Source organism: Micromonospora sp. SYSU B005 (assembly GCF_055362685.1).
Window position 1 is genome coordinate 1 of sequence record NZ_JAXCFU010000008.1, and the last position, 21,208, is coordinate 21,208.

Consider the following 21,208-nt stretch of genomic DNA (forward strand, 5'->3'; position numbering starts at 1 on the left):
ACAGACCGATCTCCTCGCCGGCTTCTTCGCCAGCACCGGCATGACCCTCGAACCCGAGCCACCGAGATAACTCGAACCTTGGCCTTTCAACCTCTGTAGCGGCGCTCGCTGACAACGGGACGAGACGTTAGCACGCCCCCCACCACCCCGGGCAGACAGGGCGACCCGGGGCTGATCGGCGTGGCCGGAATCCGTCGGACCCCGGCAGTTTCGCCTCTCGTCCCCCACCTCCGGCCTGCCTAGGCTGCCTTTCCGACACGCTTCCGCGGACCGGGACAGGACTGGGATCATGCTTCGCTATGTCATGCCGGTGGTGATCGGGCTGGTCTACGTCGGGCTCAACTCCGTGGTACCCGAACCGCACCGACGGCGCCTCAACGCACTCGTGGTCACCGGCGCGGGGGCTGCCTACCTCAGCGGCGGTGGATTCGGCCTGTGGGAGCTGGCGTTCTGCGCCCTGCTGGTGGCGGTGGGCTACGCCGGGCTCACCTCGTACACCTTCATCGGCGTGGGCTGGCTCCTGCACACCGTCTGGGACGTCCTGCACCACCGTCGCGGCACCCCGATCATCCCGTCACTGCACGACTCGTCGTTCGGCTGCGCCCTCTGCGACCCGGTGATCGCCCTCTGGTGTTTCGCCGGCGGCCCGTCCGTCACCGACCTGTACCACCGCCTCACCCGGCGGGTGCCCGACGCGGGCCGACCGGTGACCGCCGGGTCCTGACTGTTTCGATCTCCCCATGCACACCGTGGCCGTGCTCGCCCTCGACACCGTCGTACCGTTCGACCTGGCCACCCCGATCGAGGTCTTCGACCGCACCCGCCTGCCCGGCGGCCGTCCCGGCTACCGCGTCGTCGTCTGCGCCGAACGGCCGACGGTGACCACCGGCGTGTTCGACATCGCCGTACCGTGGCGCCTGGACGTCCTGGCCGATGCCGACACCGTCATCGTGCCCGGGGTGACCGACCCGGGGGCGGCGGCGCCCGCCCCGGTCCTGGACGCGCTGCGTGCCGCCGAGGCCCGCGGCACCCGGATCGCCTCGATCTGCGGCGGGGCGTTCACACTGGCCGCCGCCGGCCTGCTCGACGGGCGGCGCGCCACCACCCACTGGGTCGCCGCCGCGCAGCTCGCCGCCCGGTACCCACGGGTCCAGGTGGACCCGAACGTCCTGTACGTCGACAACGGCCAGATCCTGACCTCGGCCGGCGCCGCCGCCGGGCTCGACCTGTGTCTGCATCTGATCCGAACCGACCACGGTGCCGCCGTCGCCGCCGACGCGGCGAGGCTGTCCGTGATGCCGCTGGAACGCGCGGGCGGGCAGGCGCAGTTCATCGCACACGAACCGCCCGCCCCCGACGGAACCACACTGGAGCCGTTGCTGACCTGGATGCGCCAGAACGCGGGACGGGACCTGGCGCTGGCCGACATCGCCCGTCACGCCGGCATGAGCGTCCGCACCCTGAACCGCCGGTTCCGGGACCAGGTGGGTACCACCCCGCTGCGGTGGCTGCACCGGATCCGCGTCCACCAGGCCCAGCACCTGCTGGAGACCACTGCGCATCCGGTGGACCGGGTGGCGACGCAGGTCGGATTCGGCTCCGTCACCGCTTTCCGGGACCGCTTCCGGCGGATCACCGGCACCAGCCCGCAGGCGTACCGGCGCAGCTTCCGGAGCGGGTGAGCGTCCCCGCGGGCCAGCGGCGGACCTGGACACGAAAAAGGCCCCGACCCGGCGCGGAACGCCTGGTCAGAGCCTTGTTCGTTGGTGCGCCGCCAGGGACTCGAACCCCGAACCCGCGGATTAAGAGTCCGCTGCTCTGCCAGTTGAGCTAGCGGCGCTCACTGACAACGGGACGCGACGTTAGCACGCCGGAACACCACCCAGAAAACGCAGGGCCGGCCTCACCGCAATGCCGGGCCCGACCCGCCCGGTCGCGGCCCCAGAGGGGCCCACCACCAGGGTGTACGCCCCGAACGCCGGCAACACCGCCGGCCCGGGTCCGCCGGCACTGTCGATCACGTGGCGGGAGGTGCGGCGTACCCGTGGAGTGGGCTGGAGAGGCGGACGCCGGCTTCCTCGCGGCCGGTCGGGAACCGGTCGGAGCCGTATCGTGCTGGTGATGGAGCTCTTCGGCACGGTGGCCGACCTGTACGAGCGCGCGCGGCCGGGATATCCGCCGGAGATCGCCGAGTCGATACGCGCCTACCACGGCGGGGCACCGGCGTCGGTGGCCGAGGTCGGCGCGGGCACCGGGAAGGGCACCGAGGTGCTGGCCCGCCTCGGTGCGCCCCTGACCTGCGTGGAGCCCGACGCACTGATGGCGGCCCGGCTGGCCGAGCGATTCCCGGACGCCCGCGTCGAGGCGACGACGTTCGAGCGATGGTCGCCGCCCACCGGCAGGGTGGACGTGCTCGCCTGCGCGATGGCCTGGCACTGGCTGGACGCCGCCACCCGCAACACCCTGGCCCGGCGCGCCCTGGCACCCGGCGGCACGCTCGCCGTCTTCGGGCACCGCTACGACTACGCCGACGCCGACCAGCAGGCCGCCGTCCGGGCCGCACTGCGATCCGTCGACCCGACCGTCCGGGAGCGGCCCGTCGACTGGTTCCACCGGGACGTCCTCGACAGCGGGCAGTTCGACGACGTACGCCGCGAGGTGTTCCGGCGGGAGCTGCCGCTGGACAAGGAGCGGTACCTGGCGCTGATGCGCACGTTCGGGCCGTACCTGTCCCGCACACCGGAGCGGCAGCGACGCGGGATCGCCGCCCTCGACCGGCTGGTGGACGACTTCGGCGGCACCGTCGTGCTCGACCTGCGGACCACGCTGGTGCTGGGCCGGGCCGATGCTCGGTGACCGGTGGGGTGTCTCCGACGACGAGACACGTCGCCGGTACCCGTGCGACGACTTCGTTCCCGTGCCCAACCTGCGGGCGTGGCGCGGGGTGAGCGTGGACGCGCCACCTTCCGCCGTGTGGCGGTGGGTCGCCCAGATCCGGCTCGCGCCCTACTCGTACGACTGGATCGACAATCTCGGCCGCCGCTCACCGCAACGGCTGGTGGACCTCTCCGAGCCGGTGGCGGGCGAGACGTTCACGACTGCCGGCGGGCGGCGGCGGGGCCGGATCCTCGCGGTCGAGCCGGGGCACCACCTCACCGGCGAGATCATGGGCGCGGTTCTGTCGTACGTCCTGGTGCCCGACGCCGGGAACGGCACCCGCCTGCTGCTCAAGGTGGTGATGCGGACGAACCCGGTGATCGCCCTCGGTGGCTGCCTCGGTGATCTGGTGATGGCCCGCCGGCAGTTGCTGAACCTCAACCGGCTCGCCGAGTCCGGCGACGGGCCGGCTCGCTGACCGTCGTGCCTAGCCGTTGGATTTGTTGACGGCAGAGGTTCCCGATCTACGCTACGCCCATGGCCGGGGTGGTCAGTGGATTCTCCTGACCCTGATGACGGTCATCGGTCCATTGCTGCGGTGGATCGGCGTGGGCAACGTAGCTGCGCCCTGCTCAGCAGCTGACAGCAAATCGGGCGCGCAACTCCGCACTCATTCTCCCCCGGCTGGCGCTATCGAGACTCCCCCAGCCGGTTCATCGAGGTCATCCGGTGAGCTGGTGAAGAGCTCAACTTCGGTTGACGAGATTGCGTACGACGAGTCGCCGTCGAACTCAACCGTGAAACCGCCCTGAGTGAGCTCCTCCAGCACAGCCGCGAGTGGCCTTCCCGTTAATTGAGTTCCGCCAAGTGACACGGCTGTTTCGCCTCCGATCTCTATGAAGACGAGGCGGTCCAGCTCGTCGTAGGACAGCATGATCATTCCACCTGCATAGATGTCCGCCAGCCCCGCACCCGGCACTCGCTCGAAGGCCTCGTAGCTTCCGAGCCGCTCGCGGTGGCTGGAACGGCTCTCCCCGAACCGGGCATGATCAAGGCCGATCCCAGGCAGGACTTCCAACACGTTTGAACCCTCCGGAATGATCGCAGCCTAGAAGCGCGAAAAGGAGTTCGACAGCCGATTAACCATGGCCACACCGTGATCCCGGACGGCACGCTGGTCCGCATCGCCGTGGTGCTGGCGCCTCCCGGGAGAGTTCGGAGGCTGGTTAGTCACCCGGTCTGAACGTGCACGTGATCGCCGCCGCCAGCCGGCTCGTGTGGGCTCGTACAGCCCGGTTCGACACTCCACCTGCTCGCCGCTCGAACCCACGGGCGCCGTCGACGCTCTGACCGGGGGCAGACGTGATGAGCTGCACCGAAATCTTCTACATATGTTCAAATCAGCCGCCATAGTCGCAACGGGGTATGTCGGGCCTTGCGAGGGTATTTCCTGCAACTTCGCTCAACAGCTCGAATACCTCCGGTGACCCAGGGACGACGAGCAGGCCCACACCGCTAAGCGTCCCCGTAGCAGCCGCAACCGCGCGCCTAAGCAGTCAGCCAGCCGGACCACGGTCCCCGACCAAGATCCGACTGGCTGAAAACTGCTCTACAGTATCAAGAGCTCCCGTCTACGCCGGACGCACGCGCTACAGCCGGTCCGGCCCCGCGCACGCGCTCACACAACAGAACCATGAACCCCAAGCCGATCAGAAGCCTTCTCGAGTGAGGGGCCGCGACGATCGCTTCGCGACACCAACCCTCGACGCGCTGCCGGCGATCGACGCCGCACCGCTGACGCGGCACGCCACCGCCGCAATTTCCAGGCCATGATCGTACGTTGCGGCAGAGGGCGGGAGCTCGATGTATGCACAGAAGCGCCAGCCCCATGACTGCAACCGTGGCGGCAACGTCAGTCGACCACGAGCAACCTGCACGACCGCTCGCCATCCTCCGGCTTCTAGCCACTCCGTCGCATCACCGCAAAATGCGAACTCGTTGGCTCAACCTTTCGCATCCGCCTTGATCCCGACTTGAAACATCAGGAGGCCGCCAGGTTGGACCTTACGACGAACGTGACTCGCTTGTCGCCCGCAGTCGCGTAGCGGGCAAAGAACCGCCCTGCGGTCGCTTCGACTCGCGCTTCACGAACCTCTCCCGGCTCCCCTTCCACAGCCTCTGCATACCAGTTCTCACCTGACGGGTAGTACTCGCCATCTTTAAAGTCCCAAAGGTCTCCGCCAAGCGGAGTCACACCGTTCGTCAAGAGCGATTTGAGCACTGCAGGAGCTGCAGCGAGGGGAAAGCAGTACTCCTTCGATCCAGCGACCGTACTGAGATCGAAGGCAAGTCCAGCCAGGTCAGGAGGCAGCAAACTGAGCATGTTGGCCTGAGCTTCGCTGGCCATAGTTACTTCATCCTCCGGTCGAAAAATCGATAGCTAATCGAACCATCAGGCTCAATAATCCAATGGAACGTGCCCCTCGAACCATTCACGGAGCCGGGAAGCTTCACATGCAGACGCGGAATTCCGTCGCCCCCCTTGACCATCGACGTATCCCGCATCGTTGGCAAGGTGTCAATTGACGCAGGGAACGCATGATCATCGCCACTCTTGATCTGCTCCTGAACCTTCTCCGTGTACCGCGTACCCTCCAGCGGATTAGCGTCCGGCCGCTCCGACCCGAGCGGCTTGTCCGCCATCGACGGCGCAGGAATGTCGCCACCGCAGTTGTGTACCAGGACCGGCGCATCGCCCGCGATCACATAGTACGTGTGGATGTCGTCGACGGTGAGGTTGTGGACCTGCGCCGGCTCCGTCCACTGCCGGGTCGCGCTGATCTGCACGTGGGTGCCGGCCGAGGTACGCAGCCACTGGCTCGTCGCCGACTAGCTTCACACTCAACGGGGTGACCTGCTCACCGGCACAACTCTCGCCAGACAAAGGCATTTCCGCGAGAACCGACGCCGCCCCAGAGGCGGACCATGGAGGGGCGATACCAGCAGGCGGCAAAGGGGCGTGACAGAAGGTCACGCCCCTTTGCCGTCCCAACTTCAGTGTCTGGCAGTAGACACCCCAATTGGATTTCTACGCATTTAGGGCAATCACCAGGGGTTCGGTTCTTGGGGAGAGATATTCATGCCCCGGAACATGCTCCACATGAATATGGGCGGTGATATCACCTTCATCCCCAAATTCTTCAAGGACAGACGCGAACACCTCTAGCTCTTCCGCACCACCCTCTATCCGCAACGCGTCACGATCGGACAGATAGGAAATCATGAGATTGCCCTCGGTGCGCTCGAACTCAATGGCGGGCAGAGCCTTATCGTAGGGCGCCGGATCTCCTCCGACATCTAAAGGGATACGACCCCGGCCTGATCGCAATCGAGCCGCCAAGTCCCGTAGTTCCCGATCTGTCCCAGACAACTCGAGCTCGCCGGTGTCCTTGTGATATAGAACCTTCACTCCCACCCCTTACAGCCGGACATCAGCAGTAGTCCCCTGACCTAATCGTAGACGGGTCGATCGGAAGATGGGGATCCTTGAGCGGTCCCGACGTCACGGGCCTACCGTTAATCTGCGTCTCCAGGTTGAGATGGGGTCCTAGCTTCTGGACGTGCGGAACGTTGGGATTGACATCGAACCGTGCGATTTTACGTACCTTGTTGCCATTCTCATCGACGTATCCGTTCTCAAACTGAACAGCTTTGCTGCCCGAGCGGCGCGACATGGGGTTGTCGCCAACGTGGGCTGCAGCAAGATCCAATGCCTCGTCCATGGAAATGCCGTTGTTCGTATTGTGAACGAGGACTGACGTATTGCCGGCGAGCACATAGTACGTGTGGATGTCGTCGACGGTGAGGTTGTGGACCTGCGCCGGCTCCGTCCACTGCCGGGTCGCGCTGATCTGCACGTGGGTGCCGGCCGAGGTACGCAGCCACTGACCGGCCCGCAGATCGGCGGCGTCGACCCACTCGTCCAAGCCGGCCACCCAGAACGGGTGGTTGTCGGTGGCAACCACGCGCTCCGTGGCGTCGCCGCTGTCACCGTCGGGATCGATGGTGACTTCGACCAGGTTCTTGCTGCCCTGACCGATGATGGTCGCCACCACCGGCTTGATCGTCGTCTTGCCGGTCACCGGATCGGTCACCAACACGATGTCGCCGGTCTTGACATCCTCGATCGGCTTGCGCGACCCGTCGGCCATCACCACCAACGTGCCCGGCACGAAGCTGTTCTTGCACTTGAGGAATGCCCTGGCGCTGCCGACCAGGTCGCCGAGCAGGCCCTTGACCCGGCTGGTCAAGTTGGCGAGTTTCTTCCACTTCCATGGGGCGCCGTATCTGACTGCGAGTTTGCCCAGGGCGCCGCCGATCGCCGCGCCCGCGACGTTGGCTGCTGTGGCCAGGCAGCCGCCCATGTCGCCCTTGAGGAAGCAGTCCAGGGCATCGGTGATGCCCAACTCGTCCATCAGGATCTTCGCCAGGGCCTTGGCGGCGTTGAGCATCTTCGCCTTGGCCGCGGCAATGCGCCGCTGCCTTTCCTTCTCCGCCGCCGCCCGCGCGGCCGCAGCCCGCTCGTCCGCTGATGCTCGCGGGTTGTTGTGGACGTTGATCGTGGGTTCGTCCGGGTCGTACGCGCCCGAGCAACCACCACAGCCGTCGTTGTGGCCCTTGACCTTGTGGTAGTTGCCGTACATGTCCTCGTAGTCGGCGCCCGGCCCGCAGGCGTCGTCGGAACAGGCCTTGAGACCGTCCGGGTCGGAGAACGAGATCGGGTTGTTGTTGGCGTACGCGTACCCGTTCATCTGCTGCGGGTCGTTGACGTCGATGATCGGGTCGACCGAGATGAACCGGCCGGTGATCGTGTCGTACTCCCGCGCGCCGATGTTGACCAGGCCTGTCGTGGAATCGATGTTCCCGTTGACGAAGCCCTTCTCCGTCGGCCACTGACCGGGCGAGGCACCCCGGTTCTCGCCGTACGGGGTCATCCGCCGGTGCGTGACAGCGCCACTCTGGTCCACCACTGCCTGGCCGGTGCCGTGGTGGTCGTTCGCGACGTACCGGAGGCCGTCCACCTTGCGGACCAGGCTCGCCCCGCCCGGAAGCGCGTAGTACCGGGTGGCGTCGGTGGACCGGGTCTGGTGGTTCAGCCGGATCTCCATGCCCGGCAGGTAGAGCGTGGTCGAGGCCGGCTCCTTGCGGAGCATCCGGGAGCCGTCGACGTCATAGAGGAAGCTGGTCTTCTTGCCGGCTTCGGTGACCGACTCGAGGTTGCCCTCGGCGTCCCAGACCAGGGTCTGGTCCTCGCCGGTCCTCGTCCGCTTCTTCGTGTTGCCGGCCGCGTCGTACTCGTACTCGTACAGCCGGTCACCCTGCGGAGTCTTCTCCGTCATCTGGCTCAGCGTGTGCGGCTGCGCCTGGCCCGCGGCGGGATAGGTGTAGCTGCGCTCGATGAGCGGAGTGCCGTTGGTCCCGTACTGGACCTCGGTCTTGCGGTTGCCCGTGACGTCGAAGGTGTAGGCGTGGTGGTAGGGGGCCACGCCGCCCACCCCGGTGACCGAGGGCCCGCCGGCGCACGGGTCGGTCGCGGTGCTCGCCGACGTCCAGGCCCGCTCCATGCGGCGCAGGTAGTCGTACGTGAAGCACTGCGTGTCCTGCGTCCCGGACGGGTTGTTGGCGATCCGCAGGATGTTGCCGGACTGGTCGTACGTGTAGCGGGCGTCGATGTCCACGACCGGGGCCGACTCGCGGTCCAGCCGTTGCCGGGTGAGCCGCTTGGAGCCCTGCTCGTACTCGTAGGTCGACCAGACCTTCCGGGTGCCCACCCGAGCCTCGGTCTGCAGGACCTCGCCGGTGCCGGCGTACTCGACGTCGGTCAGGTAGGGGGCGTCACCGGTCGCCGCAGTCAGGCGCTCAAGATCGTCGTAGGTGTAGGCGACCGTCTCGAACGGCAGCCCACCGCCGTCCGACATGCTCACCGACTGGACGCTGCCGTCCCGGTTGTACTCCGTGCCGAAGGTGTAGAAGCCGGCCAGTTCGGCACCGGCGTGCTCGGGCACGGAGTAGTAGGTGGCGTGCGGCCGGTAGAACTCGTCGTAGATCGAGAAGTACGTGGCGTACTCGTGCCCGTCGATCCAGCGGCTCGTCGAGGAGAGCTCGCCCAGCATCTCCAGGTCGTACGTCCAGCTGCTCAGCAGCTCCCCGGTGTCGGCGGCCCCCTTGTAGACGGCGATCTTCCGGCCGATCTCGTCGTACTTGGTGCTGATCGTCTGCTGGAGGACGTTCGTGGTGCTGGTGAGCCGGTCCAGGTCGTCGTAGCCGAACGGCGACGCGCCGGCGTCCGGGTCGGTCGACTTCGTCTTGCGGCCCAGCTGGTCGTACTCGTGGGTCCAGACGTTGCCCGCCGGGTCCTTGACCGTCTTCAACTGGCCGGCGTGCGTGTAGGTGTACTCGGTCTTGTCGAAGTCGCCCGTCGGCCCGCTGCCCTTGTACTGCCGCAGTTCAGTGGTCTTCCCGAGGGCGTTCGTGATCGAGGTCGTCGGGGTGCCGCCAGCCGGCGGATCGACCGAAACCCGGTCGCCGCCGTAGGTGGTCGTGGTGCGCCACTTCTCGTTGCCCGCGATTCGTATCGTCAGAACATCGAGCGATATTCGCCGCATTCGGGCATCGGGATCGCCCTCGTCCGCGGAGTGACGCGTTGGTGATCATCATGCGGACGCGAGCGAGGTAATCGGCGAAGACGATTACCAGTCGAAAGCAATGCGGCACCGATCGTCAGGGTCTGGTCGACGTTCTGATATCCGGGCTGCGGACCGGTTCAGCGCTGAGGTCCTCAGTGGGTCACCCCGGTCGGCGTTCGACAGGGGCGCTGCTCAGTACGCCGTCGGGCCGCACCTCCTGACGCAGACGCGCGAGGTTGACGAACCGGTCGCCGTCGGGCGGGACGGCGTCGAGCAGGCGCAGGACGCTGTGCAGTACTTGGCCATCGTGTTGCGGCCCGGCACGAAGACGGACAGCTCGTCGTGGGCGTCGGGCGTCTGCACGATCAGGTCGGCGGGCAGGGACGGCAGCGTCTCCGGGATGCCATCCACCGCGACCTTGACCGTCCAGAACGGCCCGGTGCCGTCGAGTACCCGCCGGTCCTGTTCCGGTGTCTCCAGCGCCAGCGTCCGCCACGGCTCACCCAGGCAGGTGACGCCGGCCTGCCGCACCGTGGTGACCAGGTCGGCCGCCGCCGCCGTGATGATCTCCTCGGCCCGGTCCCACTCCTGCGCGTCCCGGCCCAGCGGTGTGCCGGGTACGAGCCGCGCCACCACTGTCGTGGCCGGCACGTGCCGCAACCGCGGTTCGGGCTGCGCCTCGAAGACGGCGCGGGCCGCCGCGATGGCGTCTGCCTGAGCCTGCCGTTGCCGGCTGACCTCGTCGCTGTGCCGGTCGAGCAGGGCGATCGCCTGGTCCGGTTCGTCGAGGGCACGCCGGACCAGCTTGACGCTCATCCCGGTGTCCCGCAGCAGGGTGATCAGCATGGCCCGTTCCACCTGGTCGAAGGCGTACGAGCGGTGGCCGGTCCGACCGTCGACCTCGGCGGGCACGAGCAGCCCTTCGGCGTGGTAGAAGCGCAGCGCCTGCGGCGACAGGTGACACATCTGGCTGAACTCGCTGATCGACAACATGACCCCAGACTGCCCCTTGCGGTAACCGGAAGGGCAAGTGACGCCGGCTAGCGTCTGTCGTCGTCGCGCCCGTCCTGGGGCAGCCCGGAGACGGCCACGATCGCCTCGACCGCCTCGTCCAGGCCGGTGGTCTCCGGGAGGACGAGTTCACCGGGCCAGCCCAGGACGTCGTGCGCGGCGTACCAGCCGCTCATCTGCTCGGCGGTGAAGTCACCGGCCTGCGGGCGGGTCAGATGCCGGCGCAGCGTCTCGGCCAGCGACACGTCGAGGTAGCAGAACAGCGACCGCCCCCGGTGGCTGTCGCGCAGCGAGGTCAGCACGTCGCGGTAGCGGCCGGTGTACAGGATGCCTTCCAGGATCACGTGGTAGCCGTGGTCGAGGGCGAACCGGACGGTCTGCTCGATCAACGCGGGGGCCACGCCGCCGGCCTTGTCCCGTTCGCGCAGGACGATGCGGCGCAGGTAGTCCTGTTCGACGAGGGCGCACCCCCGGCCGTGCCGGCGTCGCAGCTCGCGGGCGATGCTGCTCTTGCCCGAGCCGGAGTTGCCCCGGATGCAGACGAGGATCGTGTCCGAGCTGCCGGTGGCCTCAGCGGACACGATCCCTCCCTGGCGTCAGGTACCGCAGGCGGATGCCGATCAGGCCCGGGTGATCACCAGGAACGCGTACCCGATCACCTTCGTGCCGTCCCAGTTGTACATGGGGCGGCACGCCTGGGGCTTCGTCCACGACGACTGGTACTTCGGCCGGGCGTCGTTGCAGGCCTTCAGGGTCGAGTAGGTCGGGCTCGAGTAGTCCGCGTACGCGGGCGCGCCCAGACCGAGCACCAGGGCGCCCGCGACCGAGGTGGCGGCGACGAGGCTGCGGATCCGCGGCCGTCGGAAGGCTTTCATGTCTTCTCCCATTCTCATCGTCGTCGCCCGACCGTCCATCATGGCCGCACGACCATGATCAGCTTAGGGCGGCGGCACAAGGCGCACCCCCGGGCCGGTTTCCACCCCGCCACCAGGCTGGGCCGCGCCCCGGTGGAACGTCATGGGTGCCTTCCGGCCCGTTTGACAACCGCGGCGTTCCACCCACTGACGATCACCCCGCCGCACCGGCACCCGCGTACGCGAAAAAGGCCCCGACCGGCGTGGAACGCCCGGTCGAGGCCTTGATCGTTGGTGCGCCGCCAGGGACTCGAACCCCGAACCCGCGGATTAAGAGTCCGCTGCTCTGCCAGTTGAGCTAGCGGCGCTCGCTGACAACGGGAAGAAGATTAGCACGCCCGCCGAGGCGGGTTCCAATCCGATACCGGGGTCCACCCTTCGGACGAGCTTAACCGGCGAAAGCGGCCAAAACGGTCATCCGTTCCGGCGCGGGGGCGGGCGTGTGAGCGTCGATACGGCACGATGTCCGCCAGGCATGCGAGGACAGGGGTGGGCATGGGCAGGTTCGCGCGGGCCGGGGCGACGGTGGGCGTCCTGGTCCTGACGGCGTCGCTGGCACTGACCGGGTGCGGCGGCGGCGACGAGGGGAAGAAGCCGGAGTTCGTGCCCGGTCAGCAGCAGGTGGGCGGCGTCTCGTCCTCCGCACCCGACCCGAGCGTCGCACCCAGCGACAGCGCCGCCGCGCCGCCGCTGACGGTGAGCCCGGCCGACGGCGCGAACGCCCGGCCGGTCAGCACCGAGATCAGCGCCCGCATCCCCGGTGGCGGCACCGTGTCGAAGGTGGTGCTCGCCGCCGCCGACGGGACGAACGTCGCCGGGCGAATGCGGCGCGACGGCTCCAGCTGGGTGCCGTCGGCAGCGCTGAAGTACGGCACCAAGTACACCGCCACGGTCACCGGCGCCGGCAAGGACGGCCAGACCTACCAGGGCACCAGCACGTTCACCACGATGGCCAAGCCCAAGTCGATGATCGGCTCCGGCCTCTACATGTTCAGCGGCAAGACGTACGGCGTGGCCATGCCGGTGGTCGCCGAGTTCTCCCCGGGCATCCCGAAGAAGGACCGCGCCGCGGTGCAGAAGCGGATGTTCGTGCAGACCGACCCGCCGCAGCCCGGCGCCTGGCACTGGGTCGACAACGGTACGCAGGCGTACTACCGGGCCCGGGAGTACTGGAAGACCGGCACCACGATCACGGTCCGGCTGGCGCTGGCCGGGATCCCGCTGAGCAACGGCCGGTACGGCAACATCGACCGCAGCGCCACCGCCAAGATCGGCCGCGCGTTCGAGATGACCGTGGACAACGCGACCAAGCAGATGACGGTCTCCGAGAACGGCGCGGTGATCCGTACGCTGCCGGTGAGCCTGGGCAAGAAGAGCACCCCCTCCTCCAGCGGCACGATGGTGGTGATGGAGAAGAAGGAGTCCACCGTCTTCGACACCCGCAGCGAGCCGGACCCGGCCAACCGCTACGTCACCGAGATCGACTTCGCCCAGCGGATCACCTGGGGCGGCGAGTACATCCATGCCGCGCCCTGGTCCGAGGGCGTGCAGGGGCGCCGCAACGTCTCGCACGGCTGCGTCAACGTGTCGATGGCCAACGGCCGGTGGCTGTTCGGCAAGACGATGGTGGGCGACCCGATCACGGTGAAGGGCACCGAGCGCCGCCTGGCCCCCGGCAACGGCTGGACGGCGTGGAGCATGAGCTGGTCGCAGTTCGTCGCCGGCAGCGCGCTGCCGGTTCCGCAGGGCGGGCAGCCGGCGCCGTTCTGACCGGCGTAACGTGGTCGGACACGCCACCTCCGACGAAGCGCCGGACGCCAGTGGAATCGTTACACCCGTGCGGGGTGTTCCGTTTCACGTCCGGCAACGCGTACCCGCTCCGGCGCGTCTGACCTGAGACGACGGGGAACGGCATCACCTTGTGAGGGAGTCATGCGAGCTGGCCAGGACGAACCGATCCGGGGCGCGAGCGCCCGACGCGTCGGCCGCCGCCGTGCGCTGGCAGCCGGGCTGCTCGCCGCCGCGATGGCCCTGACCGCCTGCACCAGCGGCGGCGGCGACAAGCCGTCGAGCTGGCAGGGCGGCGGCGACGGCGGTGAGAAGGCCCCGAAGGCGGCGGCCACCATCAGCGAGCCCGCCGCCGACGCCAAGGACGTACCGGCGTCCACCGCCGTCACCTTCACCACGAAGGAGGCGCAGGAGACCACAGTCGAGCTGAAGGACGCCGCCGGCAAGGTCGTCGACGGCACGCTCGCAGCGGACGGCGGGAGCTGGCTGCCGTCAGCGGCCCTGGAGTACGGGCAGACGTACACGGCGACCGTCACCGCGACCGGCGACGACGGCAAGCCCGCCACCGCCACCAGCACGTTCACCACGATGGCGAAGCCGGCCAAGCAGATCCGGGTCACCAGCTTCCTGGGCGACAACCAGGTGGTGGGTGTCGGCATGCCGCTGATCGTGAAATTCGGCCGGGCCATCCCGGAGGACTACCGCGACGACATCCAGCGCCGGATGACAGTCACCTCGAAGCCGGCCCAGGAGGGCATCTGGCACTGGGTGAGCCCGACCGAGGTGCGCTACCGGCCGAAGACGTTCTGGAAGGCCAACAGCACGGTCAGCTACAAGGTGCAGGCGGGCGGGCTGCCGCTGGGCGGCGGCTGGTACGGCCGGGCCGACCTCAGCGTCGACGTCAAGATCGGTCCGTCGTTCGTGATGACAGTCGACAACCGCACCAAGCGGATGACCGTCACCCGCGACGGCAAGGTGGTCAAGACCATCCCGGTGAGCCTGGGCAAGAAGAGCACCCCGTCCTCCAGCGGCACCATGGTGGTGATCGAGAAGCTCCGGCACACGGTCTTCGACACCATGGAGGAGCTGGGCCCGGAGGAGGGCTACCGCACCGAGATCGACTACGCCCAGCGGCTCACCTGGGGCGGCGAGTTCATCCACGCCGCGCCCTGGTCCGAGGGCGTGCAGGGCCGCACGAACGTGTCGCACGGCTGCGTCAACGTCTCGATGAAGGAAGGCAACTGGCTGTTCGCCAACACCCGCATCGGTGACCCGATCACCGTGAAGGGCACCGAGCGCAAGCTCCAGAACGGCAACGGCTGGACCGACTGGAACATGAGCTGGGACGAGTACGTCAAGGGCAGCGCCCTGCCGTACGAGCCGCCGTCGGCCGACACCACGCCGGACGCCGGTACGCCCAGCGTCGAGCCCACCCCCTGACCCCGGCACACGACGAAGCCCCCTCCCGGAGGAGGGGGCTTCGTCGTGTGGGGTGACTGATGGGAATTGAACCCACGACAACCGGGACCACAACCCGGTGCTCTGCCAACTGAGCTACAGCCACCATGCTCGCCGCTCCGGTCGCCCGGGGCGGTGCGCGGACTAATCATAGCCACACTCCCGCCGACCCCGTCCACCGGGTTCGGCGGGGCCCTCAGAGCTGGGCGGCGATCGCCTTCGCGGCCTCGACGTCCGGCCCCGGCAGCGGCACGAACACGGTCCGCCGGTAGTACTCCAGCTCGCGGATGCTCTCCCGGATGTCGGCGAGCGCCCGGTGGGCCAGGCCCTTCTGCGGCTGCCCGAAGTACACCCGCGGGTACCAGCGCCGGCACAGCTCCTTGATCGAGGACACGTCGATCATCCGGTAGTGCAGGTGCGCGTCGAGCCGGGTCATGTCGCGGGCCAGGAAGCCCCTGTCGGTGGCGATCGAGTTGCCGCACAGCGGGGCCGTGCGCGGGTCCTTCACGTAGCTGGTCACGTAGTCGAGCACCATGTCCTCGGCCTCGGCCAGCGTCACCGTGGAGCGGCGTACCTCCTCGGTGAGGCCGGACTTGGCGTGCATGGTGCGCACGATCTCCGGCATGCCGTCGAGCGCCTCGTCGTCGGCGTGGATCACCACGTCGACGCCGTCACCGAGCACGTTGAGGTCGGGATCGGTGACGAGCGCGGCGACCTCGATCAGGGCGTCCCGCCGCAGGTCGAGCCCGGTCATCTCACAGTCGATCCAGACGAGAAGATCAGCCACCGGAACAGACTACGCGCCGCCGACGCGCCCGCGCCTCGGCCCGGCGGCCGAGGTGGACCGCTAGGGTTTCCTGCGTGCCAGCCGAACCCGTCGCCCCACCCGCCGTCGCCCGCGACGACGCGGGCGCGCGTACGGCTCGCCGGGTGCTCACGGTGCTGGCGCTGGCCGCGATCCTGCCGGCGCTCTACCTGCCCAACCTGCGCCACGACTACTACGACCAGAAGATCTACATGTCGGCGATGGACTGGTGGGCGGCCGGGCACCCGCTCTACGACTACGTCCAGCCGGACCGGCTGCAGGGCGCGCTGTACTTCACCTATCCGCCGTTCGCGGCGCTGCTCCTGGCGCCGTTCGGGTACCTGAGGCTCGGGGTGGCGATCGCCGCCTTCGCGGTGCTGACGGTGGCCGCCGTGGTGGTGACCACCCGCTGGCTGGTGCTGCCGGTGCTGCGGCGGCACGATCTGCCGCGCGGGTTCGGCCTGACCGTCGCCGTGCTGCTGGTGCTGGCGGTGGAGAGCACGCGGGAGACGCTCACGCTCGGGCAGATCAACATGCTGCTGGTGGTGCTGATCCTGGGCGACCTGCTGTTCGCCGTACCGCAAGGGCGGCGCTGGGCCGGTGTGGGCGTGGGCCTGGCCGCGGCGCTCAAGCTGTTCCCCGGCATCTTCGTGCTCTACCTGCTGGCCGCCCGGAAGTGGCGGGCGGCGGCCGTGGCGGCGGTGACGGCGGCGGTGGCCACGCTGCTGGCCGCGGCGGTCGCGCCGGGTGACTCGTGGCGGTTCTGGACGCACGAGCTGTGGGTGACCGACCGGGTGGGCCGCCCCGACTACACCGGCAACCAGTCGCTGTTCGGGCTGCTCAGCCGCCTGACCGCGCCGGCCGAGCCGGACCGGCTGCTGTGGCTGCTGCTCGCGCTGGCGGTGGCCGCGTTCGGCCTGTGGCGGGCGGCGCGCGCGGCCCGGGCGGGGGACGCGCTCGTGGGTCTCACAGTGACCGGGCTGGTGGGCGGGCTGGTCAGCCCGATCACCTGGATCCACCACCTGTACTGGTTCATCCCCGCGGTGGTGGTGCTCGTCGACGCGGCACTGGACGCCGATCCGGCGACGCCCGCCGGGGCCCGCCGTCGCGGCGGCCTCTTCGCGCTGGTCGCCGTCGTCGGCCTGCCGATCGTGTACGGGTTGGTGACGTTCCAGGACTGGGGTACCGCCATCGTGCACACGGACGATCCTGTCGACTTCGTCGTCCGCAACGTGTACGTGCTGCTCAGCCTGCTCCTGCTCGCGGTGCTGCCGATCCGCCGTCATGCGGGCGAGAAACCGATGACCCGGACTGAACGGACACACCTCGCAACAAACGGCGATCAGCGCTAATCTGGTATCAACTACCTCAGTTTTCTCCCAGGTAGCACCGATCCCCCGGTGATGAACGGCCCTCCGCGTCGGCAGCGCGGAGGGCCGTTCGGTTTCCCGTCCTCAGTCCTTGTCGTCGGGGCACCGGCGGGGCGGGGCGGCGATCGCCGCACGGGTCCGCCCGCCGGACCCGGAGCCCACCGCCACCAGGTGCCGCTCGGGTCGCGACACCGGGCCCGGCTGGCGGCCCAGGCCGCTCAGCGAGGTGACGCCGAGACGCCCGGCCAGCACCGGCACCTGGTCCGGCTCGACCACGAAGACCACCTCACGCGGCCGCAGCGGGCGCAGCAGCACCGCCACCGCGAGGACCACCAGCAGCGTGCCGCCGGCCAGCAGCGCCCATGCCAGCCCGGGGAACCATCCGGCCCGCAGCTCGGCACGCATCCGCAGGTCGAGCTCGTCCGCGCCGTCCACGCGCATCACGACCAGGCTCAGCGACCGGCCGGACAGTTCCGCCGGGCTCCACTCCAGGGAGCCGACGCCCTCGCGTACCCAGAAGGGCTCCGTCATCGGCGCGGCGGTGGCGGCGCCGACGGTGGCCGGGTCGAGATCGACAGGCAGCGGGCCCCGGGTGACCGCGACGCGGCGCACGGTGCTGTGCGGGATGTCGGCCAGCCACCGTCGCACCTGGTCGGCCGGGGCGAGGCCGAGGAAGACCGGGCCGTCGTCGTCCCGCGCGGTCAGGTGCAGCCGGGCCTGTCCGGTACGCGCCAGCGGCAGGTCGGCGCGTAGCAACGCGTCCACGTCGGTCACCAGCACCGCGCGGGCCGGCGTGCGGACCGGCTCGAACCGGGCGCCGAAGCCGCCGTCCGGGCCGGCGTGCCGGGCGGCGAGCCAGAGACCTCCGCCCGCCAGCAGCGCCGGAATCCCCAACGCCAGCAGCACCATGCCGGCGATCGTGCGTACGAAACGCATTCGCGTCGTCCCTCTCGGTAGCCGATTACCCGGCCGACCTTACCGACGGGGATCGGCCGATCGCCGGATATCGGCGGCACCGGGGCCGGAACGGCGACCGGCCCGGCGGATCGTTCCGCCGGGCCGGTGCGTGGCTCGCGTTCAGGACTTCGCGGCGGGCTCCCGCCGGGTACGAGCGAACGCCAGACCGCCGAGGGCCAGGCCGCCCAGTCCGGCGACCAGGCCGGCCACGCCGAGGGCGGTGGCCCCGCCGGAGCCGTCGTCGTCATCGTCGTCGGCTGCGGCGGCCGGCGCGCTCGCAGCGGACGAGGCGGGCGCCGCCGCGGCCAGCTTGAGCACCGGCGCCGGGTTCTCCGGCTCCTCCGCGCCCGGCGTCGGCTCCTCGATCCACCGGGAGACGTTGCCGTCGGAGTACGTCTGGAGCACCTTGAACACCATCGTGTCGGCCTGCGGCAGCGGGCCCATCGACACCGGGAACTCCTGGAACTCGCCCGGCTTCACGCCGCCGTTCGGCGCGGCCGTGAAGGTCAGCTTGGAGACCGCCTCGGTGAGCTGGCTGCCGTGCACCTCGATCGGCGGATCGACCTTGCGCTTCTCCACCGCCACCGTCCAGCCCGCCACCGGCATGGTGGAGACCGAGCCGACCGGGGCGTTCTCCGGCAGGTTCACCTCGACCTTGACCGTCGACGCCGTGTCGCTCTCGTTCGGCACCCGGAACGCGAACCGGCCGTAGCCGCCCTGCGTACCCTCGGCCGGGTTGATCGTGACGTGCGCCGAGGCCGCACCGGCCACGCCGAGCACGGCCGTGGCGACGGCGGTGAGGGTCAGCGCGGCGACTGTCGCGGAGCGCCGGAGACGGATCATCAGATGGGACCTTCCGTTACTTGATCGGCACGGTGGCGGTCACCGTGGCCTGGTCGATGTCGGACGTGCGGACGGTGATGCGCACCTGCCAGTCACCCCGGGCCGGCAGGTTGACCTCGCCGGTGGCGTGGTTGTCGCTCAACGGCAGCAGCGGGACGGTGATCGGCTCGATCCCGGCCGACGGCAGCGCGGCGGTGACCTTCCACTCCTGCACCGGCTGCGGGCGGCTGTCCTTGGTGTAGGCGTACAGGTGCATCGAGTTGTTGCCGGTCTCGGCCGGGTCCACCTGGACCTCCAGCGAGTAGAGCGGGCTGCTCAGCGTGGCCGAGAAGTAGCCCTGCTCGGCGCCCGCGACGTTCGCGGCGGCGGTACGCGCCGGGGTGGTCTGCACGAGCGTCGCCGACACGCCCAGCACCACCGCCGTGATCGCCAGCTCGGCCACCACCGCCCGCCGCATCGAGCCCGGCCGGCCGGCGGCGACCCGCCGCCGCACCAGCGCCCGGGAGTACGCGGCCACGCCGATCACCAGCACGAACAGCGCGATCTTGGCGAGCAGGAGCCGGCCGTACGTGGTGTCGAACAGCGCCTGCAGACCGGCCACCTCGATCAGGCCCTGCACGGTGCCGGCCAGCAGCAGCGCGGCCACCGCGAGCGCGGCCCAGCGGGACCAGATCGGCAGGATCGCGTCCAGCTCGCGCTCGTCGGCCTGACGCAGCAGGAACACCGCGAGCATGACCAGGCCGCCCAGCCACACCGCCATGCCGCCCAGGTGCACCGCGTCCACCACCACCGACACCGCGGGCGCGGGCGAGGCCGCCGCGTGCCCGGCCAGCGGCCAGGTGAACAGCGCCGCGCCGCCGAGGACCGCCAGGATGATCCCGTCGGTACGGCCGATCGGGCCGGCGAACAGCGGCCGGAGCAGGAACGCCGCCGCCGCGAGCAGGCCCAGCCGGACCAGGTGCGTGGTGCCGTAGGCGCTGCCGAGCACGTCACTGAGTCCGGAGCCGGTCACGTCGAACAAACCACCGCCGTTGACGTACGGCACCTGCAGCCACACCTCGGCCACCGTGGCCACCGCCAGCAGGCCCAGCCCGGTCCAGGCCAGCCGCGCCGGTCCCCGGCGGGACAGCCGGCGCGGCCAGAGCGCGGCGAGCACCAGCGCCGGGCCGACGAGCAGCAGCAACCCGACGTAGCCGGCGTACTTCGCCACCTTCACCGCGTTCTCGGTGACCGGGTTCGCCCGGTTGTCCGAACCGCTGTCGGTGGGTGGCTCGGACGGTGCGCCGACGGAGTAGGTGAAGGCGCCGGAGACGGGGTGGCTGTCGGCCGAGATGACCCGGTAGCTCACCAGGTAGGTGCCGCGCCCGCCGGACGGGTCCACCGGGATGGTGACCTCGGCGCCCTGGAACGTCGGCTCGCCCCGGTCGGCGCGCGAGCCGTCGGGGGCGATCACCCGGACCTTCCCGGGCACCTTGCGGACGCCCTCACTGAACGTGATCACCACCTGCGCGGGCGCCTCGGGCACCACGGCGGAGGCGGCAGGGCTGCTGCTCACCAGCACCGCGTGGGCGGCAGCCGGGGAGGCCGGGGCGAGCAGCAGGGCGACCAGCAGGAGCAGCAGCCCGGCGGCGGCCCCGGAGCGGGCGGCGACGGCCCGGGACGGGCGGCGTACGGCAGCAGTCATGACCGCCATGGTTCCCGAACCGGGGCGGGTCCGGCGAGCCGGTCTCGGGCGGGCGTGACCGAGCGCCCACCCGGCACGGCGGCGCGCGCCACGCCGGGCCTGCTCGGAGGTCATGGGAGGGTAGTCGGACGGTGGGCGGGAAAAGTTCCCGGCGTGTGCGGGACCACGGAATGGGTCGAAGGACCCTGTCCCCTCCAGGTACGCCGCGTAACCTCGGGTGACGTGATCCCCGGCCCGCGCGACCCCGCCGCCGACCGCCCCGAGTCGGCGTCCGACGCTGCCCGGGACGCGGCCACCGGCTGGGCGCTGGCCGCCCGCGACGGCGACCGCGACGCGCAGGCCGCCTTCGTCCGGGCCACCCAGGCCGAGGTGTGGCGCTTCGCCGCCGCGCTCGTCGACCCGGACACCGCGGACGACCTCACCCAGGAGACGTACCTGCGGGCGTTCCGGGCGCTGCCCGGCTTCGAGGGGCGCTCCAGCGTGCGGACCTGGCTGCTCGGCATCGCCCGGCGGGCCTGCGCCGACCACCTGCGCACAGTGGTGCGCCGCCGCCGGCTCGACGCGCGGCTCGCCGCCCAGGCCGCCACCGACCGCCCGTACCCGGACCCGGCCGGGCAGCTCGGCGCCACCGACCTGGTCCGCCGGCTGCCCGCCGAGCGGCGCTCCGCGTTCGTGCTCACCCAACTGCTCGGCCTGTCGTACGCCGAGGCCGCCGACGTGGAGGGGGTGCCGGTGGGCACGATCCGCTCCCGGGTCGCCCGCGCCCGCGACGAACTGGTCGACGCCGTCGGCGACACGTTGGCCGGATAGCGGGA

The 21,208-nt window shown here is 69.8% G+C and carries 18 protein-coding genes, 3 tRNA genes and 2 pseudogenes; 8 read left to right on the forward strand and 15 right to left on the reverse strand.

Going from position 1 to position 21,208, the window contains the following annotated elements; all coding sequences use genetic code 11:
* The first annotated feature begins 289 nt into the window (after positions 1 to 289).
* The gene (locus tag SM452_RS18895) at positions 290 to 724 is read left to right on the forward strand and encodes a DUF6010 family protein (RefSeq protein WP_120571365.1); all 435 of its coding nucleotides are present in this window, start codon (positions 290 to 292) and stop codon (positions 722 to 724) included.
* Between the two features lie 16 nt (positions 725 to 740).
* On the forward strand, positions 741 to 1,682 hold the full coding sequence (locus SM452_RS18900) for a GlxA family transcriptional regulator (RefSeq protein ID WP_120571366.1): 942 nt from the start codon (positions 741 to 743) through the stop codon (positions 1,680 to 1,682).
* An 82-nt stretch (positions 1,683 to 1,764) separates the two neighbouring features.
* Here SM452_RS18900 and SM452_RS18905 read toward each other — a convergent pair.
* Positions 1,765 to 1,840 (reverse strand) — tRNA-Lys (locus SM452_RS18905).
* A gap of 281 nt (positions 1,841 to 2,121) precedes the next feature.
* On the opposite strand from SM452_RS18905, the gene SM452_RS18910 reads away from it, so the two are divergent.
* Both SM452_RS18910 and SM452_RS18915 read left to right on the forward strand, forming a co-directional pair.
* The gene (locus tag SM452_RS18910; RefSeq protein WP_162959158.1) at positions 2,122 to 2,856 is read left to right on the forward strand and encodes a class I SAM-dependent methyltransferase; all 735 of its coding nucleotides are present in this window, start codon (positions 2,122 to 2,124) and stop codon (positions 2,854 to 2,856) included.
* Positions 2,846 to 3,355 carry a polyketide cyclase gene (locus tag SM452_RS18915; protein ID WP_463840395.1) on the forward strand — a complete coding sequence of 170 codons (510 nt, stop codon included), beginning with the start codon at positions 2,846 to 2,848 and terminating at the stop codon, positions 3,353 to 3,355. Before SM452_RS18910 ends, SM452_RS18915 begins: the two co-directional genes overlap by 11 nt.
* A 192-nt stretch (positions 3,356 to 3,547) precedes the next feature.
* Here the strand turns inward: SM452_RS18915 and SM452_RS18920 are convergent, their stop codons facing one another.
* The 9 genes and pseudogenes from SM452_RS18920 to SM452_RS18960 all read right to left on the reverse strand — a co-directional run bounded on the left by SM452_RS18920 (position 3,548) and on the right by SM452_RS18960 (position 11,796).
* A complete protein-coding gene (locus SM452_RS18920) occupies positions 3,548 to 3,958 on the reverse strand; it encodes a hypothetical protein (RefSeq protein WP_120571369.1) in 411 nt (136 codons plus the stop codon).
* Positions 3,959 to 4,918: 960 nt separating this feature from the next.
* A complete protein-coding gene (gene imm40, locus SM452_RS18925; RefSeq protein WP_162959159.1) occupies positions 4,919 to 5,284 on the reverse strand; it encodes a hypothetical protein in 366 nt (121 codons plus the stop codon).
* Positions 5,285 to 5,601: 317 nt separating this feature from the next.
* A pseudogene (locus SM452_RS18930) lies at positions 5,602 to 5,754 on the reverse strand (polymorphic toxin-type HINT domain-containing protein); the annotation flags it as partial.
* 211 nt (positions 5,755 to 5,965) lie between these two features.
* Positions 5,966 to 6,346: an Imm32 family immunity protein gene (locus SM452_RS18935; RefSeq protein WP_162959161.1), complete on the reverse strand. Its 381-nt coding sequence runs from the start codon at positions 6,344 to 6,346 to the stop codon at positions 5,966 to 5,968.
* A gap of 331 nt (positions 6,347 to 6,677) precedes the next feature.
* Positions 6,678 to 9,506, reverse strand: a pseudogene (locus tag SM452_RS18940) (polymorphic toxin-type HINT domain-containing protein); the annotation flags it as partial.
* 249 nt (positions 9,507 to 9,755) lie between these two features.
* Positions 9,756 to 10,556, reverse strand: a complete 801-nt coding sequence (locus SM452_RS18945; RefSeq protein WP_463840396.1) for a MerR family transcriptional regulator — start codon at positions 10,554 to 10,556, stop codon at positions 9,756 to 9,758.
* Between the two features lie 47 nt (positions 10,557 to 10,603).
* Positions 10,604 to 11,155 carry a kinase gene (locus SM452_RS18950; RefSeq protein WP_463840397.1) on the reverse strand — a complete coding sequence of 184 codons (552 nt, stop codon included), beginning with the start codon at positions 11,153 to 11,155 and terminating at the stop codon, positions 10,604 to 10,606.
* Positions 11,156 to 11,194: 39 nt separating this feature from the next.
* On the reverse strand, positions 11,195 to 11,449 hold the full coding sequence (locus SM452_RS18955) for a hypothetical protein (RefSeq protein ID WP_262016088.1): 255 nt from the start codon (positions 11,447 to 11,449) through the stop codon (positions 11,195 to 11,197).
* 271 nt (positions 11,450 to 11,720) lie between these two features.
* Positions 11,721 to 11,796, reverse strand: a tRNA-Lys gene (locus SM452_RS18960).
* A gap of 187 nt (positions 11,797 to 11,983) precedes the next feature.
* Between SM452_RS18960 and SM452_RS18965 the strand changes: the two genes are divergently transcribed.
* Positions 11,984 to 13,258 carry a L,D-transpeptidase gene (locus SM452_RS18965; RefSeq protein WP_463840398.1) on the forward strand — a complete coding sequence of 425 codons (1,275 nt, stop codon included), beginning with the start codon at positions 11,984 to 11,986 and terminating at the stop codon, positions 13,256 to 13,258.
* A gap of 162 nt (positions 13,259 to 13,420) precedes the next feature.
* Positions 13,421 to 14,716, forward strand: coding sequence for a L,D-transpeptidase (locus SM452_RS18970; RefSeq protein ID WP_262016086.1), 1,296 nt, complete (start codon positions 13,421 to 13,423; stop codon positions 14,714 to 14,716).
* A 48-nt stretch (positions 14,717 to 14,764) separates the two neighbouring features.
* Here SM452_RS18970 and SM452_RS18975 read toward each other — a convergent pair.
* A tRNA-His gene (locus tag SM452_RS18975) sits at positions 14,765 to 14,840 on the reverse strand.
* 90 nt (positions 14,841 to 14,930) lie between these two features.
* On the reverse strand, positions 14,931 to 15,521 hold the full coding sequence (gene orn, locus SM452_RS18980; protein WP_013474266.1) for an oligoribonuclease: 591 nt from the start codon (positions 15,519 to 15,521) through the stop codon (positions 14,931 to 14,933).
* A gap of 74 nt (positions 15,522 to 15,595) precedes the next feature.
* Between orn and SM452_RS18985 the strand changes: the two genes are divergently transcribed.
* Positions 15,596 to 16,891 carry a glycosyltransferase 87 family protein gene (locus SM452_RS18985; RefSeq protein WP_463840399.1) on the forward strand — a complete coding sequence of 432 codons (1,296 nt, stop codon included), beginning with the start codon at positions 15,596 to 15,598 and terminating at the stop codon, positions 16,889 to 16,891.
* Positions 16,892 to 16,993: 102 nt separating this feature from the next.
* On the opposite strand, the gene SM452_RS18990 is transcribed toward SM452_RS18985, so the two are convergent.
* The 3 genes from SM452_RS18990 to SM452_RS19000 all read right to left on the reverse strand — a co-directional run bounded on the left by SM452_RS18990 (position 16,994) and on the right by SM452_RS19000 (position 20,393).
* Positions 16,994 to 17,845 carry a hypothetical protein gene (locus tag SM452_RS18990; protein WP_262014831.1) on the reverse strand — a complete coding sequence of 284 codons (852 nt, stop codon included), beginning with the start codon at positions 17,843 to 17,845 and terminating at the stop codon, positions 16,994 to 16,996.
* A gap of 141 nt (positions 17,846 to 17,986) precedes the next feature.
* Entirely contained in the window at positions 17,987 to 18,709 is a 723-nt protein-coding gene (locus SM452_RS18995; RefSeq protein ID WP_463840400.1) for a YcnI family copper-binding membrane protein, read from the reverse strand.
* A gap of 16 nt (positions 18,710 to 18,725) precedes the next feature.
* Positions 18,726 to 20,393, reverse strand: coding sequence for a copper resistance CopC/CopD family protein (locus SM452_RS19000; RefSeq protein ID WP_436798870.1), 1,668 nt, complete (start codon positions 20,391 to 20,393; stop codon positions 18,726 to 18,728).
* Positions 20,394 to 20,615: 222 nt separating this feature from the next.
* Between SM452_RS19000 and SM452_RS19005 the strand changes: the two genes are divergently transcribed.
* On the forward strand, positions 20,616 to 21,203 hold the full coding sequence (locus SM452_RS19005; protein WP_463840401.1) for a sigma-70 family RNA polymerase sigma factor: 588 nt from the start codon (positions 20,616 to 20,618) through the stop codon (positions 21,201 to 21,203).
* Positions 21,204 to 21,208 lie beyond the last annotated feature (5 nt).

Excerpts from the sequence above, each read along its gene's own strand:
- SM452_RS18995 (WP_463840400.1), bottom strand. The coding sequence starts at position 18,709 with ATGATCCGTCTCCGGCGCTCCGCGACAGTCGCCGCGCTGACCCTCACC.
- SM452_RS18955 (WP_262016088.1), bottom strand. The coding sequence starts at position 11,449 with ATGAAAGCCTTCCGACGGCCGCGGATCCGCAGCCTCGTCGCCGCCACC.
- SM452_RS18895 (WP_120571365.1), top strand. The coding sequence starts at position 290 with ATGCTTCGCTATGTCATGCCGGTGGTGATCGGGCTGGTCTACGTCGGG.
- SM452_RS18990 (WP_262014831.1), bottom strand. The coding sequence starts at position 17,845 with ATGCGTTTCGTACGCACGATCGCCGGCATGGTGCTGCTGGCGTTGGGG.
- SM452_RS18915 (WP_463840395.1), top strand. The coding sequence starts at position 2,846 with ATGCTCGGTGACCGGTGGGGTGTCTCCGACGACGAGACACGTCGCCGG.
- imm40 (WP_162959159.1), bottom strand. The coding sequence starts at position 5,284 with ATGGCCAGCGAAGCTCAGGCCAACATGCTCAGTTTGCTGCCTCCTGAC.
- SM452_RS18965 (WP_463840398.1), top strand. The coding sequence starts at position 11,984 with ATGGGCAGGTTCGCGCGGGCCGGGGCGACGGTGGGCGTCCTGGTCCTG.
- SM452_RS18910 (WP_162959158.1), top strand. The coding sequence starts at position 2,122 with ATGGAGCTCTTCGGCACGGTGGCCGACCTGTACGAGCGCGCGCGGCCG.
- SM452_RS18970 (WP_262016086.1), top strand. The coding sequence starts at position 13,421 with ATGCGAGCTGGCCAGGACGAACCGATCCGGGGCGCGAGCGCCCGACGC.
- SM452_RS18945 (WP_463840396.1), bottom strand. The coding sequence starts at position 10,556 with ATGTTGTCGATCAGCGAGTTCAGCCAGATGTGTCACCTGTCGCCGCAG.
- SM452_RS18900 (WP_120571366.1), top strand. The coding sequence starts at position 741 with ATGCACACCGTGGCCGTGCTCGCCCTCGACACCGTCGTACCGTTCGAC.
- SM452_RS19000 (WP_436798870.1), bottom strand. The coding sequence starts at position 20,393 with ATGACTGCTGCCGTACGCCGCCCGTCCCGGGCCGTCGCCGCCCGCTCC.